At 34.2% G+C, this 14,836-nt stretch carries 18 protein-coding genes; 15 read left to right on the top strand and 3 right to left on the bottom strand.

Annotated elements, in window-relative coordinates; translation table 11 throughout:
• The first annotated feature begins 14 nt into the window (after positions 1 to 14).
• The 11 genes from spoIVB to KPL75_RS07510 all read left to right on the top strand — a co-directional run bounded on the left by spoIVB (position 15) and on the right by KPL75_RS07510 (position 9,105).
• Positions 15 to 1,307, top strand: coding sequence for a SpoIVB peptidase (spoIVB, locus tag KPL75_RS07560; RefSeq protein WP_219920121.1), 1,293 nt, complete (start codon positions 15 to 17; stop codon positions 1,305 to 1,307).
• 286 nt (positions 1,308 to 1,593) lie between these two features.
• The gene (spo0A, locus tag KPL75_RS07555) at positions 1,594 to 2,388 is read left to right on the top strand and encodes a sporulation transcription factor Spo0A (RefSeq protein ID WP_002015081.1); all 795 of its coding nucleotides are present in this window, start codon (positions 1,594 to 1,596) and stop codon (positions 2,386 to 2,388) included.
• Positions 2,389 to 2,553: 165 nt separating this feature from the next.
• On the top strand, positions 2,554 to 3,525 hold the full coding sequence (locus KPL75_RS07550; RefSeq protein WP_144504929.1) for a tyrosine-type recombinase/integrase: 972 nt from the start codon (positions 2,554 to 2,556) through the stop codon (positions 3,523 to 3,525).
• A gap of 803 nt (positions 3,526 to 4,328) precedes the next feature.
• Positions 4,329 to 4,688 (top strand): hypothetical protein, encoded by a 360-nt coding sequence (locus tag KPL75_RS07545; protein WP_219920119.1) that lies wholly within the window; start codon positions 4,329 to 4,331, stop codon positions 4,686 to 4,688.
• Between the two features lie 345 nt (positions 4,689 to 5,033).
• Positions 5,034 to 5,807 (top strand): hypothetical protein, encoded by a 774-nt coding sequence (locus tag KPL75_RS07540; RefSeq protein ID WP_219920117.1) that lies wholly within the window; start codon positions 5,034 to 5,036, stop codon positions 5,805 to 5,807.
• A 113-nt stretch (positions 5,808 to 5,920) separates the two neighbouring features.
• The gene (locus tag KPL75_RS07535; protein ID WP_219920115.1) at positions 5,921 to 6,220 is read left to right on the top strand and encodes a hypothetical protein; all 300 of its coding nucleotides are present in this window, start codon (positions 5,921 to 5,923) and stop codon (positions 6,218 to 6,220) included.
• 291 nt (positions 6,221 to 6,511) lie between these two features.
• A complete protein-coding gene (locus KPL75_RS07530) occupies positions 6,512 to 7,240 on the top strand; it encodes a sigma-70 family RNA polymerase sigma factor (protein ID WP_219920113.1) in 729 nt (242 codons plus the stop codon).
• Positions 7,241 to 7,437: 197 nt separating this feature from the next.
• A complete protein-coding gene (locus tag KPL75_RS07525; protein ID WP_219920112.1) occupies positions 7,438 to 7,704 on the top strand; it encodes a hypothetical protein in 267 nt (88 codons plus the stop codon).
• Positions 7,705 to 7,765: 61 nt separating this feature from the next.
• Positions 7,766 to 8,056 (top strand): hypothetical protein, encoded by a 291-nt coding sequence (locus tag KPL75_RS07520; RefSeq protein ID WP_219920110.1) that lies wholly within the window; start codon positions 7,766 to 7,768, stop codon positions 8,054 to 8,056.
• Entirely contained in the window at positions 8,017 to 8,676 is a 660-nt protein-coding gene (locus tag KPL75_RS07515) for a hypothetical protein (RefSeq protein WP_219920108.1), read from the top strand. Before KPL75_RS07520 ends, KPL75_RS07515 begins: the two co-directional genes overlap by 40 nt.
• Before the next feature lie 219 nt (positions 8,677 to 8,895).
• Positions 8,896 to 9,105 carry a hypothetical protein gene (locus KPL75_RS07510; RefSeq protein ID WP_219920106.1) on the top strand — a complete coding sequence of 70 codons (210 nt, stop codon included), beginning with the start codon at positions 8,896 to 8,898 and terminating at the stop codon, positions 9,103 to 9,105.
• 277 nt (positions 9,106 to 9,382) lie between these two features.
• Here the strand turns inward: KPL75_RS07510 and KPL75_RS07505 are convergent, their stop codons facing one another.
• Entirely contained in the window at positions 9,383 to 9,946 is a 564-nt protein-coding gene (locus tag KPL75_RS07505) for a recombinase family protein (protein ID WP_219920104.1), read from the bottom strand.
• Between the two features lie 623 nt (positions 9,947 to 10,569).
• Here KPL75_RS07505 and KPL75_RS07500 point away from each other — a divergent pair.
• Positions 10,570 to 10,827 (top strand): hypothetical protein, encoded by a 258-nt coding sequence (locus KPL75_RS07500; protein ID WP_001141087.1) that lies wholly within the window; start codon positions 10,570 to 10,572, stop codon positions 10,825 to 10,827.
• A gap of 758 nt (positions 10,828 to 11,585) precedes the next feature.
• Here KPL75_RS07500 and KPL75_RS07495 read toward each other — a convergent pair.
• Entirely contained in the window at positions 11,586 to 12,152 is a 567-nt protein-coding gene (locus KPL75_RS07495) for a hypothetical protein (protein WP_219920102.1), read from the bottom strand.
• A gap of 105 nt (positions 12,153 to 12,257) precedes the next feature.
• Between KPL75_RS07495 and KPL75_RS07490 the strand changes: the two genes are divergently transcribed.
• From KPL75_RS07490 to KPL75_RS07480, 3 genes are read left to right on the top strand one after another with little or no spacing between them, the layout of a single operon-like run.
• On the top strand, positions 12,258 to 12,914 hold the full coding sequence (locus tag KPL75_RS07490; protein ID WP_219920100.1) for a hypothetical protein: 657 nt from the start codon (positions 12,258 to 12,260) through the stop codon (positions 12,912 to 12,914).
• Between the two features lie 17 nt (positions 12,915 to 12,931).
• Entirely contained in the window at positions 12,932 to 13,270 is a 339-nt protein-coding gene (locus tag KPL75_RS27395) for a hypothetical protein (protein WP_258237019.1), read from the top strand.
• An 18-nt stretch (positions 13,271 to 13,288) separates the two neighbouring features.
• Complete coding sequence (locus tag KPL75_RS07480) at positions 13,289 to 13,498, top strand: hypothetical protein (protein ID WP_144506465.1); 210 nt, start codon at positions 13,289 to 13,291, stop codon at positions 13,496 to 13,498.
• Between the two features lie 133 nt (positions 13,499 to 13,631).
• Here KPL75_RS07480 and KPL75_RS07475 read toward each other — a convergent pair whose 3' ends face one another.
• Entirely contained in the window at positions 13,632 to 14,825 is a 1,194-nt protein-coding gene (locus KPL75_RS07475; RefSeq protein WP_219920098.1) for a hypothetical protein, read from the bottom strand.
• Positions 14,826 to 14,836: the final 11 nt, after the last annotated feature.

Here is a 14,836-nt window from a genome sequence, read left to right as displayed (position 1 = left end):
TAGGAGCGAGGAGAGTGAACAAATTGAAATTAGAAAGATTTCGAAAAATAATAGGTCTTTGTCTCCTTGTTTCTCTAGTTTTTATTGGATGTTTTAAACCGCTTCGAACGTTTATTTCATCGCCGAAGCAACTTGTTGTTTTTGAAGGACAACAATCAGAAATAGCATCATTACCAGTTTTTAAGGCTGCATCTACAAATCGTAATGTATTTACTGTAAGTTCAAATGAACAAGAACTTATGGTGAATTCTCATCAAAATGGTGAAGCTGATATGGTGTTTCAACTTGCTGGTTTTCCAGTGAAAAAAGTAAACGTGAAAGTATTAAAAGATTTTAAAGTTATTCCAGGTGGACAATCGATTGGTGTAAAATTGAACACAAAAGGTGTACTTGTTGTAGGCCATCATTTAATTCAAACTGAAAAGGGTAAAGTATCTCCTGGTGAAACAGCTGGTGTACAGATTGGAGATATGATTACTGAAATCAATGGTAAAACAATTGAAAGAATGAGTGATGTAGCACCATTTATTCATAATAGTGGAGAAACAGGTGAACCGCTTAATCTTGTTTTATTAAGAGATGGAAAATATATTCGTGCTAAGCTAACACCACAAAAAGACAATGGTGAATCCTCTTACCGAATTGGACTGTATATTCGTGATTCAGCAGCTGGTATCGGAACGATGACATTTGTACATCCAGATTCTATGAAATATGGAGCGCTTGGTCATGTAATTTCTGATAATGATACAAAAAAGCCAATTCAAGTAGAAGATGGACAAATTATGCGTTCGACAGTAACGTCTATTGAAAGAGGAAGTCACGGGAACCCGGGAGAAAAATTAGCAAGATTTTCACCGGATCGTGAAGTGATTGGTAATATTACAATAAATAGCCCGTATGGTATTTTTGGGAAATTAAACACAAATATGACAAACGGCATAATGGATAAAGCAATGCCTATCGCATTATCCCATCAAGTAAAAGAAGGGCCAGCGAAAATATTAACAGTTATTGATCAAGATAAGGTGGAAGCGTTTGATATTGAAGTTGTTAGTACGGTACCACAAAAGTTCCCGGCTACAAAAGGTATGGTTATAAAAGTGACAGATAAACGTTTACTAGCAAAAACGGGTGGTATTGTACAAGGAATGAGTGGAAGTCCGATTGTGCAAAATGGGAAAGTAATTGGTGCGGTTACACATGTATTTGTAAATGATCCAACGTCAGGATACGGTGTTCATATTGAATGGATGTTACATGAGGCTGGAATTAATATTTATGATCAAGAGAAAAAAGCGAGCTAATACATATTAGCTCGCTTTTCTCTTGAAAAATTCGTTGAAATTTTGTAAAAGTTCCGCAAGAGCTGTTTTTTGTTGTAAGATATAAGCAAAGGGTTGAACGTTTCGCTGTAATTCTATGATGGAATGTGTTGCGAAAAGAAAAAAATGAACGATAAACATATTTTTTTGTGATTTTATCGGAAAGTAAGAAACTTTAAAGGGAATTTTCACACAATTGTCGAACAATTCATGTAGCCTAGAAGCTTACACATGTCGGAAGAATCGATTCGGTAAGGGAGGAAAAACTGTGGAGAAAATTAAAGTATGTCTTGTGGATGATAATAAAGAATTGGTATCGATGCTAGAGAGCTATGTTGCTGCCCAAGATGATATGGAAGTTATCGGAATTGCTTACAATGGTCAAGAATGTTTAAACTTATTGAAAGAGAAGCAGCCTGATATACTCGTTTTGGACATTATTATGCCACATTTAGATGGTCTAGCTGTGCTAGAGAAAATGCGACATATTGAAAGGTTAAGACAACCTAGCGTTATTATGTTGACAGCATTCGGACAAGAAGATGTGACGAAAAAAGCGGTTGATTTAGGGGCATCATATTTCATATTAAAACCATTTGATATGGAGAATTTAACAAGTCATATTCGTCAAGTTAGTGGTAAGGAAAGTGCTACTATTAAACGTCCATTACCATCTTTCCGATCAGCAACAACGATCGATGGAAAACCGAAAAACTTAGATGCGAGTATTACAAGTATCATTCATGAAATTGGTGTACCCGCTCATATTAAAGGGTACATGTACTTACGAGAAGCAATCTCTATGGTGTACAATGATATCGAATTACTAGGGTCTATTACTAAAGTATTATATCCAGATATCGCAAAGAAATATAATACAACAGCAAGTCGTGTTGAGCGCGCAATCCGTCACGCAATTGAAGTAGCTTGGAGCCGTGGGAATATTGATTCTATTTCGTCCTTATTTGGTTATACAGTATCCATGTCAAAAGCAAAACCTACGAATTCCGAGTTCATCGCAATGGTTGCGGATAAGCTGAGACTTGAACATAAGGCTTCGTAAACGCTGTAATATCAAGGTGTTAAGCGTATTTCATAACAAAATTTAATAACCAACGAATTATGTATGTAGGCAATAAAGTACATAGGTAATTGGCGGTTAATTTAAAAACCTTCTATTTATTGGATTGAAATTTTAATTCCAATAGCTAGGAGGTTTTTTTGTTGTATGAATAACTTTCAGATGAATGTTGAAAACTTTTTGCTTCATTGCGATGCAAAGCATTTAAGTAGGAAAACAATTCGGTCATACGACCAAACGTTGAAACTATTTGCTTCATATTTAGAAAGAGAACTAAAGATTACGGATGTTGATAAGGTGAAACCTCTTCATATTCGAACGTACATTAAATATTTGCGGGAACGTGGTAAATACACATTTACATCTAATACGGCTAGTGAAGAAATTAATTATCCAACACGTAGAACTGATTATGGAAAGACCGTTAGCGAAACAACAATTGCTAATTACCTTCGCAATATTAAAGTGTTTTTTAATTTTTTAGAAGCTGAAGGTGATATTGCTAAGAATCCAATATCTAATATCGAATCAATTAAGCCGCAACGGAAACAAAAAATATTGTTATCAGTAGATGACATAAAGAAAGTGTTGTATTCGATTGATATAAGTACATTCCATGGGTTTAGAAGTTACGTCATGATTAAACTTATTTTAGATACAGGTATACGTGCAGGAGAATGTTGCAGTATGCAAGTCGAAGACCTAGATATAAAAAATAAAAGTATCCTAATTACAAATCCGAAAAATAAGAAACAACGATATGTGTATTTTTCTAATATCATGGCTAACGATTTAAAGCGTTGGTTGAAGTATAGGGATAGATTTAGTGATGCAGAGTACTTGTTCCCTACGATAAGAGGGACAATGTTAAACGTCAATAATTTTGAAGCGAGTATTAGAAGTATTGGTAAAAAGGTAAGGATACATTTCACACCTCACCAATTAAGAAATAACTTTGCAAAGTATTACATTCTTAATGGTGGTGATTGGTTTAGCTTGTCTAGGGTATTAGGTCATTCATCGGTAGAAGTAACTCAAAGGGCGTATTTAGACTTTACTGATGATGAGATTAAAAATAAATATCAACGTCATTCACCACTGGCAAGTATGAAATTTTAAGTAAAAGAAAAAGTCCCCAGCGGCAACTGGAGACTCAAAATTTAAAATCATGTTTTAAAACTAAATAACGGATATTCCGTACATTCAGCACTTGTATTATACCATTTTTCAAAAATGGATAGCAAGGGGTGTAGTTTCTTATTGCCTTTTTTAGACGATTAGTGGTGTTGGTGTGCGGTAATTCCGAACGTGGAATTGCCTGATACCACGTATATAAAAACTGATAAGCCGTAATTCCGTGCTGCCATACATTTAGCGGGAACGTGTTACGGCGTGGCTAGCTGTTGGTCGTGCAGGGGGTACAGAGTATACGCCTACAAAAACAGAACCCCTCATTGGAACCCTGTTCTTCTGGTGAGGGTGGGCGAGAACTTGCCCAGGGACGATTCTCTAAAAGGTTCGGGGGTTATCGTTAGTATTACGGTGCTAGGGAATACATTCAGCTTGTCGTGTAGGGACGATATTACAAGGACAGGCCATAGAAAAAGGGTGTATGCGGTGAAAATCGCTGAGTGAATAGGGGCTATACATACGGAACACTGACAAAGCAAGGCATGGCATTAACCGTAAAAAAAGTCGCTTACCTTTCTAGCTTTCTTAGTTATTTTTAACTTTGAATTCTAGGGGATAAACCTGCCTGCCAGCCGTTATCCTAACTTCGCTGTGGCATGATAAAAACCGAAAAAACCTAAAGTCAAGAGATTTAAAAGAGTTTCTACCACTAACAATGGATAGAGGAAACTCTAGATAAATACCACTAACTAAGATATGGTAAGAACTGTATAGAAAAAGGGGGAAATGAAATGGAAAAGAAACACATTGAATTTTTACTAGAGAATGAGGAACATTTAAAACAACTTGAACGATTAAGTAAACTGTGGAATGAATACATTGATGGGGCGTTTAATGGTATTGCTAATAGTAAAGAACATGATAAAGATAAGATTCAGGCTGACTTTAACAAGTTAATAGAGGAAAATTATTTGATAGATTCTGATTGCGACCCATATGGGGTTATCGAGGAAGGATTACTAAGTGCGGTAGTTACAGGTCATCCTCATATATTGTTATCAGCTATTAAACAGGAACGAGAAAGAAGGCATACGAGGAAACGACATCCTAAAAAGTCATGGGAAAGATTAAAAGAGTTGGGACTAGAATAAACAAAAAAAGTTCCCCTATGAATTACTAAGAAGGATTCAGATACAACAGAAATATCTTTTCATGTTAATTTTGAAGTGATTATTTCTGCTGTATTAGGGTCTGGGACAACTTTTGAAGTTGTTAAACAACTGTTAATGAACATATAACAATGGAAAAGGGAATGTGGAGATAGTCCATGTTCCTTTTTTATTTTCAAAGCGATTTAAATACGATTAGCAGTACAGATAGCCTGAATCAAGAGAACTGATATATGAAGTATACCTATCGGTTAAAAAATAACCTGATAGGTTAGGAGGTAATTAATGGTAGAATTAGGTAACAATGTTTAAAGGGGGAGAAAGTTAGTGACAGTTCAAGATATTAAGATTACTGGCGAATTAACTGAGAGAATTTTTTTGGAAGAAAAGATGGGGAAAGATGTTAAGAAAACGCTACTGTTATTTTTTAAGGAACACATTTTAAATGGTGCTAAGGGAATGATTGATGAGGATGGAAATAAAATCACTTTTAAATTCTCTGAGGGCAAAAAGTTCCCAGTACCAGTTGTACCGTTTATTGATTTTGAAAGAGGACGTATAGATATAGATGAACTATTAGTGTATATGTATCTTTGCTATGTTGTGCATACTTCTAACAATTCTAATGTCAAAATAAGAGTTGATATGATAAGTAAGCGTACAGGCCTTTCTAAGAAGAAAGTGAAAGATGTCCTAAATAGCTTGTATGAAAAAGAAACTTACATCACTGACTTAGGAAAAGGTATGATTGACGTTTACTTACTTTCAAAGGATTTACTATCTCAATTAGAACGAGGGAAAGAGTTACATGAAAAAAGTGAGTTAGAAGGCGGAGAATCTACTCCAATACCTAGAGAGTTAATGGAAAATTATCATAAATACGATTTGTCTAACACTGAATTAGCCATAGTGTTAATGTTTATGTCTTATGCGTATAAAGGCACATACACGTATGAGGAAATCATTAAAGAGATTATTGAAAAACATCCTGAAGCACCTGAATTTCAGATACAGTCCGCAGTTAAAAAAGCTGAAAATCATGGGTTCTTTAAATTAGTGAAGTTAAGTAATGGAAACACGCAACTTATTTATGAAGATTAATAATGTAAGGGGCGTTGACATTAGCATTACGGTGCTAGGGAGTGCATTCAGCTTATCACGTAATATCGTTCCTACGTGATAAGCTGATAATGTTTAAAGGGGGAGAAAGTATTATGGCTTTTATAAGGGCATATCGTTCATTACATGAAGACACACTTGGCTATTTTCAATATAAAGGAGAATGCGTTCAAGCTATGGTTAATGAGGGATTTCCTGTAGTATCGAGTGTACTTGTGGTTGATGCATGGGGATTTCAATTTAGCGAATTGGAGGATATTGAGGTTTACCAATCAATTGCTAGAAGATATAAAGAAAAGGGATTAACTAGCCCTGTAGCAGTTGCAATGGCTTTAGATGAAGAAATGAAAATGATTCATAAAACTAGAGTACAAAATATACTAAAACGTAATTAACTAACATTGTTTATATTGTCTCTTTCTCTGTGTTCCTGGAGGACTGTATGGTATTATTCCCGTTCGAGTGATATGTAATTATATTCGAAAGTTAATCTCTATTTGTAACACTTAATTTTTAAAAAATATAAATTCAGCCCAATAAATTATTTCTAACACCGTCTGTATTGTCTTTCTCTTACGTTACTAAGATGTAGAGGTATTATTTCCGTTAGTAAGATATGTAATTAAATTCGAAAATTAACCTCGATTTGTAACACTTAATTTTAAAAAATTAGGAGAGATTGAGAGATGACGGTGGCATTAGTAAAAAAGGCAGAATCTACAAAGATTCAAAGAGTACAGGAGACAAAGAGACGTAGGGTAATCCGTTATAGACATTGTAATAGGATATTTGAGTTAGAAAAACAGTGGGAAGTTTATGCTAAAAGGACTTATGGTATTGAACCGGGCGAACCTTTTGAAGCATTTTATCAAACTTCACATTCATTAATTGATAATTTAGCAAGGATACAAGCAGCTACAATCTTTAAGAAATTCGGTAAGTCTACACGGATAAGCTACAGCGATTTATACTCAATAGCCCAGGAACGTGCCTGGGAGGCTGTAGAGGAGTATTCTTGGATAAGCGAATACTATTTATATGAACACATTAAAAAGGCTATCAAGTCCGTTATAATAGACTATTTACGTGCAGAGGGACTTGTCTCGGATTCTCCAGTAGGGAAAAATTTTTTTCATATTGCGAAATCAGTAGAAGCGAACTTAGAGGATGTAGAAGAAGGCGAAGCGGTACCATTAAAATTGGGAAGCGTGGAATTTGAGAAGGATTTAACAACTAAACTTTTTCTTGAAGAAGTTTTAACAGGTGAAGAATTAGAAGTTGCAAAGCTATATATCATGGAAGGTGTTAAAACATTAGATGAAATTGGTGGGATGCGGGATATTAAATATCGTTCGCAAGTTAAAAGGTTCCTGGATAGTGGAATTAAAAAGCTGGCAACGGCTTGGGCCGCTTAAACGTATTGATTAGTTTAATTCTTATAAAAAATTTTGAGGTGTTATTAGTGGTTTGTTTTCCGCTGGTAGCACCTCTATTTTTATGTCTATTAACTAATAAATGATAAAGAAATTGTAGTACAAAACCTTGTTCTAACGCTATTAAAGATAAGAAAGGCTATCAATTGAATAGTTGAAGTAGGAGGGAGGTTACATACATGAAGAACAATAGCCATCTATTAAAATTCATGACTGGAGAAGTCATTTCTGGGATTGCTAGACTGTATGGCTTATCACATCAAGATATGGCGTTTCCTTTACGCTGTACGCGTATAAATGTCCAGTATCACATTAGAAACAATTCTTTTGCACCACATCAGAAGACGTTAATTCTAGAGTTGTTCCAGTCTAGAGGTTTAGAAGATACAGAACTATTATTTTATCACCAACTAGTTTCACTGAAGAAAGAAAAACAAGCCGTTTAACGGCCTTAACAGGCTTATAGATGACTTTAACAAATATACACTATAAAGGAGACAGAAACACATGACAAAGGCAAAAACACGCTTAGATTTCATCAAAGATTACTATGCTAGACATAACAAACTTGTTCACCTAGTAATTCCAGGACACCCAATAGAGAATGGGCAGATAAGAGTTGATGAGTATGAATACAGTGGAATTAAATTTAATCGAAATATCGCTAAAGATGTACCAGTAGCAGAAGCACACCGATTAGCAGAAGCATTTGATTACATGATTATTGTTGAACCAGGAGAAAAGGAGGGTGAAGAATTATGCAAAGCACTTTACAGTCGAGTGTCAAAAGCCGAGTAGAAGCATTTCATAAAGCTTTCTACGAAGGATTAGAAAAGATTGACCAACAAATTGAAGCTACTAATAAGACTATTGCAGATAAAATCCTCGAAATGAGATTTATAAATGAAGTTGAATATCCTAAGGCAGTAGAAATAAGGGTTGTTAGTGGTGACGATAAGGAAGCAAAGAAGTTAAAAACGTTACTTGATAAGCTACAGGAGGACGTTGCAGAATTGCAAGAAGAATTAGTTGTAATGGCTTCAGTTCGGGATAGATATGTATTTACGAAATCAGCTGAAGCAAAGGAATTAATATCTGGGTTTAACGTAGAAAGAGACTCTGCTGCTAAACAATCCTATCATAGAATGTCATTAGCTAAACGAAAGTACTTAGAAGCATTGAAAGCAGAGTCTAAACCGTTAAATGAGTATTACAAGGTGGATGGAATGCTAGAAGGTGTTCTTGAAGAAGGCGGCCACGCTAAGCCAATGTCTTACTTCCCTAATTTATCCTCTAAGAAGTTTGGAGATAAGTTTTTAACTGGCGGCATTTACTTGCCAGTAACGTATGATGAAGCTACACGCTTTATTCAAGGCAGAGATACAGCAGAAGATATTGAGTATCTACCTAAACGGTAATTACTCGTACTACTTGTTTTTAATTTAGTTGTAATTAAATAAAATCCTAAATTCCTAAATTTCTTTTTAGCCCACTGTGTACACGGAAAGTATACGGTGGGCCTTTTTTTATGCCTATTTTTAATATAATGGCGTCTGAAAAGAATCTTTACTACGTTACTAAGGTGAAAGGCAGTTAAAACCACTAGTTGTAATCATTACGAAAAGGAGGGAAGGGCAATGACACAAGTAATCTTTGTAGAATCGGAAAAGACGTTAAAACCTTGGGAAACGCCAGAAGCTATTGAATTAGCAAAAACAAATAAAGCTAGACGTGAAGCACTACGAAAACTAGAAGCGACACCAATAGAGTCTATTCCAGAAGAATCAGATGACTACTACATTAAAAAAGCATTAGATTATAACGCTAAAGTTAGGGGCAGCCATTAATAGGGTTGTCTCTTTTTTTTGTTGTGCAGCAGCTGTATAAGGTTACGCAAGAGATATGGCTGTGGGAAGTGCTGTTTCTCTATTTAACGAAGCATAGCGAATCTTGACGAAGCTACTACACGAAAGCGGGATTGTGTGGGCATTATTGAAAATATTATGCTGAAAAGAATCCTGTAACGGTGCGGATTCCCTTTAACCTGGTAGGGCATGTCATGGCCAGGTAGTAGTTTTGGTTGTCACTATATAAAAGTAAGTTTATACAAAAAAACACCCGCTTCTATTGTGCAGATGCTTTTCTTTTTTTAACTTCCCTTATTAAGGTTGATTTGCTGATACCTGTCTTTTCTACTACTTGTGTGTAGCTGTGAGTTTCTAATAGTTGAATTGCATGATTCATTTGTTTTGTCGTGTACTTGTTAGGTCTACCTTCCTTATAGTCCGGGTTCTGCCTTGCGATTTCTTTTCCTTCAGCAGTACGTTCCAGGATTAAGTTTCTTTCCATTTCTGCCACCGCTAACATTGTTTGTAGGAAGAAGCGGCCCATTGTCGTATTTTCTAGTAGCCCAACGTTTAAAACGTGAACTTTAACACCTCTTTCAAATAACATTTCTACAATCTCAATACCTTCTTTAGTGTTGCGGGCTAGTCTGTCTAGTTTAGTTACAACTAGCGTGTCACCTTCTGTTAAAACTTCTAATAATGCCGTGAACTCCGGGCGGTTCGTATTCTTTCCAGTATATTTTTCTGAATAGATGACTTCACAGCCCTCACTGTTTAAAGTCTGTAATTGTGATTCTAAATCCTGGTGAACTGTACTAACACGTGCGTAACCGTATTTCATATATAACCGTCTCCCTTTTGTGGTGTTATTTATGGTACTGAATTATGACACCGACTGATGGTGCTATCTTATCATGTGGGATTACTGGTGTCAAATATGTTAGTTTATGACACTGACATAGGTGAGGTGATAGCTATATGTATAGTAGCAGAGTTAGACAGACTGTTAGGACTATAGGTATGTGGTACATCGTAGTACGTATGGTAACACGCCGTTCGGGTATGAGTGGTACATAGTACATAGTGTATGATGGTGCATGGTTGGTGCATTGTGCATGTGCATGTGTGTCGTGTGTATAGCAATACGAAGCGATTCGAACAGCGTGTTCCGTTCGATGCGTTATTGAGTGCCACATCCGGGACTAGGTATATAGGCCCTTCCCAGGTGCATATATGACGCTGTTTCGCACGCGTTTCGCAAATGAAAACCTCAATACCCACCACCCAGGGGGTACGGGGGGGAACTATGCCCCATCCGGCCCTTAAATAATTTCTGCACCGATTTCGTAGACTAAGCTTTCTGACGATTTAACGCTACTAAAAGTCGACTGTATAATTATTAATCGACTACCTTTCTTATAAGTTCTATAATTTCTATAGATTCTATAGGAAGGAGGTAAAAAAATGGCTAAAGTATTCCACCCAATCGAATCCTTATTAGTTCCTGCTACTACAGGACAGAAAGCCCACCCAGCGAACACTGAATATAAAGTGTCATACGGCAGTGAAATCTGGGACGGTATTGCAGTAGAGGTATATAAGGTTCAAATGGTTTATGATGGTAAGGTTTCTGGGAGAAGGTCACCTTCATACCCATGTGCTAGTGATTATCAGAAAGTACATGAAGCAATGCAGGAACTAATAGAAAAACACGGTAAATAAAAAAGGAGGAAAGTCAATATAGACTTTCCACCAACACACACTTGTTTTAGTCTATATTGGCGAATTTAACAATGAATATTCCGGCTATCGAGAGACTATTGAAGAATGAAGAGTTTGCCAACATTAGATACACAGAAAAAGAAGGCTTTTTATTTGATTTAAATGCTGAAGTGCTGAAGTACATACAGGATGGGTTAACTTAGAGTATGATAAGCAACAGAATCAATTTGTAATTAAAAGTACTGAGTTTAAAACAACTGAATTGGCTTGTTTAATGGACGTAGCCATCGAAATGAATAGTTTCACTAGATGTATGTATTACGCTAACTCGTGGTTATAGTGAGAGATTAGAAGGGGGCCTGGTTGTGGCAGTCCTTTTCTTTTTATATAGTAGAAACTTCTTAAAATCATGTTATGACCTCATGCCGTTAAATCTAAAAAAAAGTTTTATCGGCATAATGAACGGAAAGACGTACAGCAATTCGACCCTTGCTGTACGTCTATTTTTATGCGATTTTATAGACGACATCATCACGCTTTACCTGTTTCTTCCGTCATACGCTTGTTGTTCTCGATGGTCTCCATTTACATAAATTTATAATCGTTATAATATATTATAACGATGTTGAGGGAATCTTGTTCAGCTACCCTAAATTATTTAATAGCTTTTAATAGGGTATGGGGAAGTGGTATCTACAAGAATAGAATAAGGGAGGGCTTATATCCTTGTAGAAAAAAACAATGAAGATGTGAAAAATTTATTTAACCCAATTGAGAAAAAATGAATTTGTCCAAGCTAAATTGTTGGATTGTAATGCGAAGTTTAAATCTATTTTTAAACTTTCCAGGTTGTATTCAAATTCTTTAATAGAGATAGTTTGGTTTATAAGCCCTTCTATTTGATTTTCAATAGCGGTTATTATTCTTATATCTTCTTTATTTAACATATAAGTTTTTCCTTTAGTAGATTCTTTAAACTCATTACAGCGTTCTAATACTTTTTGGGGAGGAATATTGTATTTACACATGTTAAGGGCGTGAGAAATAACATGGTCTATAGAAATAAATGCATCATCACGTGCAGATAGTTTTAATCTTACGTATGCGAATACTGCTAATGTATGAAGTGTATATATTGTAATTATTTTATCTAGAAAATCATATGCTGAAATTCCTTTTAGCCAGCCAAACATAGAACCTGTATCAATGAATGAACAGATAGTTAATACACTAAAAATAAGAAAAAATACTTCGAATAAATAAACTGCTAGTTGTACAAATTTTTGTCTTTTGTAATGTTTATCTCTATCTTTTATCTCTGTCAATATGGTTCACTTCCTTTAGTTTTATATTTCTATTAATTATATCATTTTACATGCTATATTTATAATTAGGTATATTTTTACATAAGGAGAAGTGAGGGGAAGAGTATGTTTTTTAAAACAGAAAAAAGACCATACATGATTATGAAGGCTGGTAACGGTGGTTGGATAAACATTTCAGGTAGTGGTATACCAGCAGAGTTAAGAAATAAGCGTATAATTATTGAAGATTTAGATGATAAAGGAAACGTTATACAACGAACAATATTAGATGAGGAAGATAAAGATGATGTTCTTGCAGTTGTAACAGCAAAAAGGGGCTATATAAGTATTTCTAATGAAAAAGATTTACTTCAATTTACCGAGGAACAGAAAGATATAATACATGAAGTATTAGAACAAAAAGATAAGTTTCTATCTAAAGAACAGACTATCTTTTTTAAAAACTTGTTTAAGGAAAATTCTTTAGAAAAAATACAATATGGACTGAACTTAATGCAAGATAATTGGGCTTTCAATACAGCAATGAACAGTCCTTACTACGCTAAAAAGTTTTCTACATTTGAAGAAGCTTTAGATTTTATAAATGAACGTGATGGTATTTATTATGCTATGAAAAAAGATGGAACAAAACATTTAGATTTTATAGACAAACCTACAAAGAAACAAGCTGTTTACCAACGAGTAAAAAATGGTAATCAAATTGTGTTCCTTAGTTTTGCTGATTTTAAAATATATGTGGTATCAGAGGATGAACTACGGTAGGACAGAGGGGGCTTAATATGATTAAAAGGTGTTTTAGTAAAGGGAAATGGAGAATTTATGATGTTAGCCAAGAATATGAAGCATTTAATGTATTTGAAATAAGAGGGTACTCTGAAATTTTAGAGGAAGAATCAGAAATATTAACTTTGTGGGCTAATGATGTGCATTATGAAGAACAATTAGCTAATCTTGTATTAGTATCGAAGTCTGTAGAAATGTTTGAAATGTTGGAAGTATGTCTTAAGCAGTTTAAAGAAGAGGGAAATGAAATAATGGTTAAAAGAATAGAAAAACTTTTAACAGCAGCTACGGAAGAAGAGTTTGAAGTGGTTGTAGAAGAAGTCGATGAGGATTAGTAAATAGGGGGATGGAATATGAGTTTATTACAAGATTTGATGACTGAATTAAACGAAGAGATAGTAGAATATAAAGTGGCTATAGAGGATAAGTTACATCAAATAAGAGGTTGTAATAATGATAGTGAACAGGAAAAGATTCAGTATTCAATTGATATGGATAAAATGTACATACAGGGTATGGAACGTGCGATTGAAGTAGCAAAATCTTTACGAAACAAGGCTTAGTAATAGTTTGAAATTTTTCCTTACATAAAAATATCAGTAAAGTAAAAAGGACGCTATTCCAGTATGAGGAAGGCGTCTTTTCTTTAAATGCTGTACTTTTATGTGTGGTATTTATATATCAAAATGATTTCTTTTATTCAACTTTCTCTATATCTATATTTCTATTATCAAACTCAAATTTTTCAATAGGCTTACGGAATTTTTTATTGTTAATTTCTTGGTATAGCGAAATTTTTTCATGGAGAAATTCAGTTTCCACCTCGTTAACGGCTGTATTTTCAGGTAAAGTTTCTAACTCCTCTAACTCCCTGAGTATTTCTTCTAATTCCGCATCTGTTTTTAACTCTTCTCTTCTTAATTCTTCCTCTTCCTGTTCAATTGTATCTTCTAATTTTATACTCTTTAAAACAGGTATTAGAGGTAAAACAACACTTACTCCAATATAAAAACATATTAAATACGGACTATTATGGGAAATTTCTTTAATATCCAAAAATTTATTATCTCTTTTTTGGCTATTAATAAAACTGTTGCATAAAATTTGTATTCTATTTTCTTCTTTATTATAAATCGCTACAATAGGTCTTTTTAAATCGTTTAACTTACCAAAAAAGTTGGAAAAATATTTTCTCTCAAGGTGACTATATTTGTCCTCTTTTTTGAATGAAGAAATTATATTACCTTTTATATCATTTATAAGAATTTCTAGATTAATTTGTTCTTTAAGGAACTCGTCGTAATCATTTAAATACTTTCGACGAGAACTTGATAAACTATTTTCAATCTGCTTAATGTTAAAATCCTTATTTTTTGAACTATCAATAATTTCAACCGCATTATTATAAATTTCATCAAGGATTCTTTCAAGTGCATTCTCATTATGTTTAATATAGTTAATAAACTCACCTAAAATATCCTTATACATTCTAGGCAAATTATAACGGTGTAGAATTTCGTTAGCCTTGCGAAAATAACCAAAAATAATGTTAATTTTAATCAAAAATTCATTAGGAAACAAGCTTATTGGGTTTCCTAAATGGTAAAAGTCTTTGACTCCATTAATATCATTTAAATCAATAGTATCAAGGTTAGCGTAAGATTTATATAGATTAAAGGAGTTATTAAAAATAAAAATGTTTTCTGGTTGTATACCCTCTTTTAAGGCTAAACTAATGGTGTTTAACAACTCATTTTTATAATAATGGCTAGAAATTGTTGAAATGAAATTTGAGATTTGCCAAGGGCTTAATAAATCTTCTTTATTTCTTTTTAAAGTAACTCTTAATTTTGTATCATAATCTTTTAACTCTTTTTCTCTAAATATCATGTTACTTCCCC

The sequence above is a fragment of the Bacillus sp. NP247 genome, assembly GCF_018966865.1.
Taxonomy (GTDB): Bacteria; Bacillota; Bacilli; order Bacillales; family Bacillaceae_G; genus Bacillus_A.
Note: the sequence above shows the minus strand (reverse complement) of the source record. Positions and strands in the feature narration are given on the sequence as shown.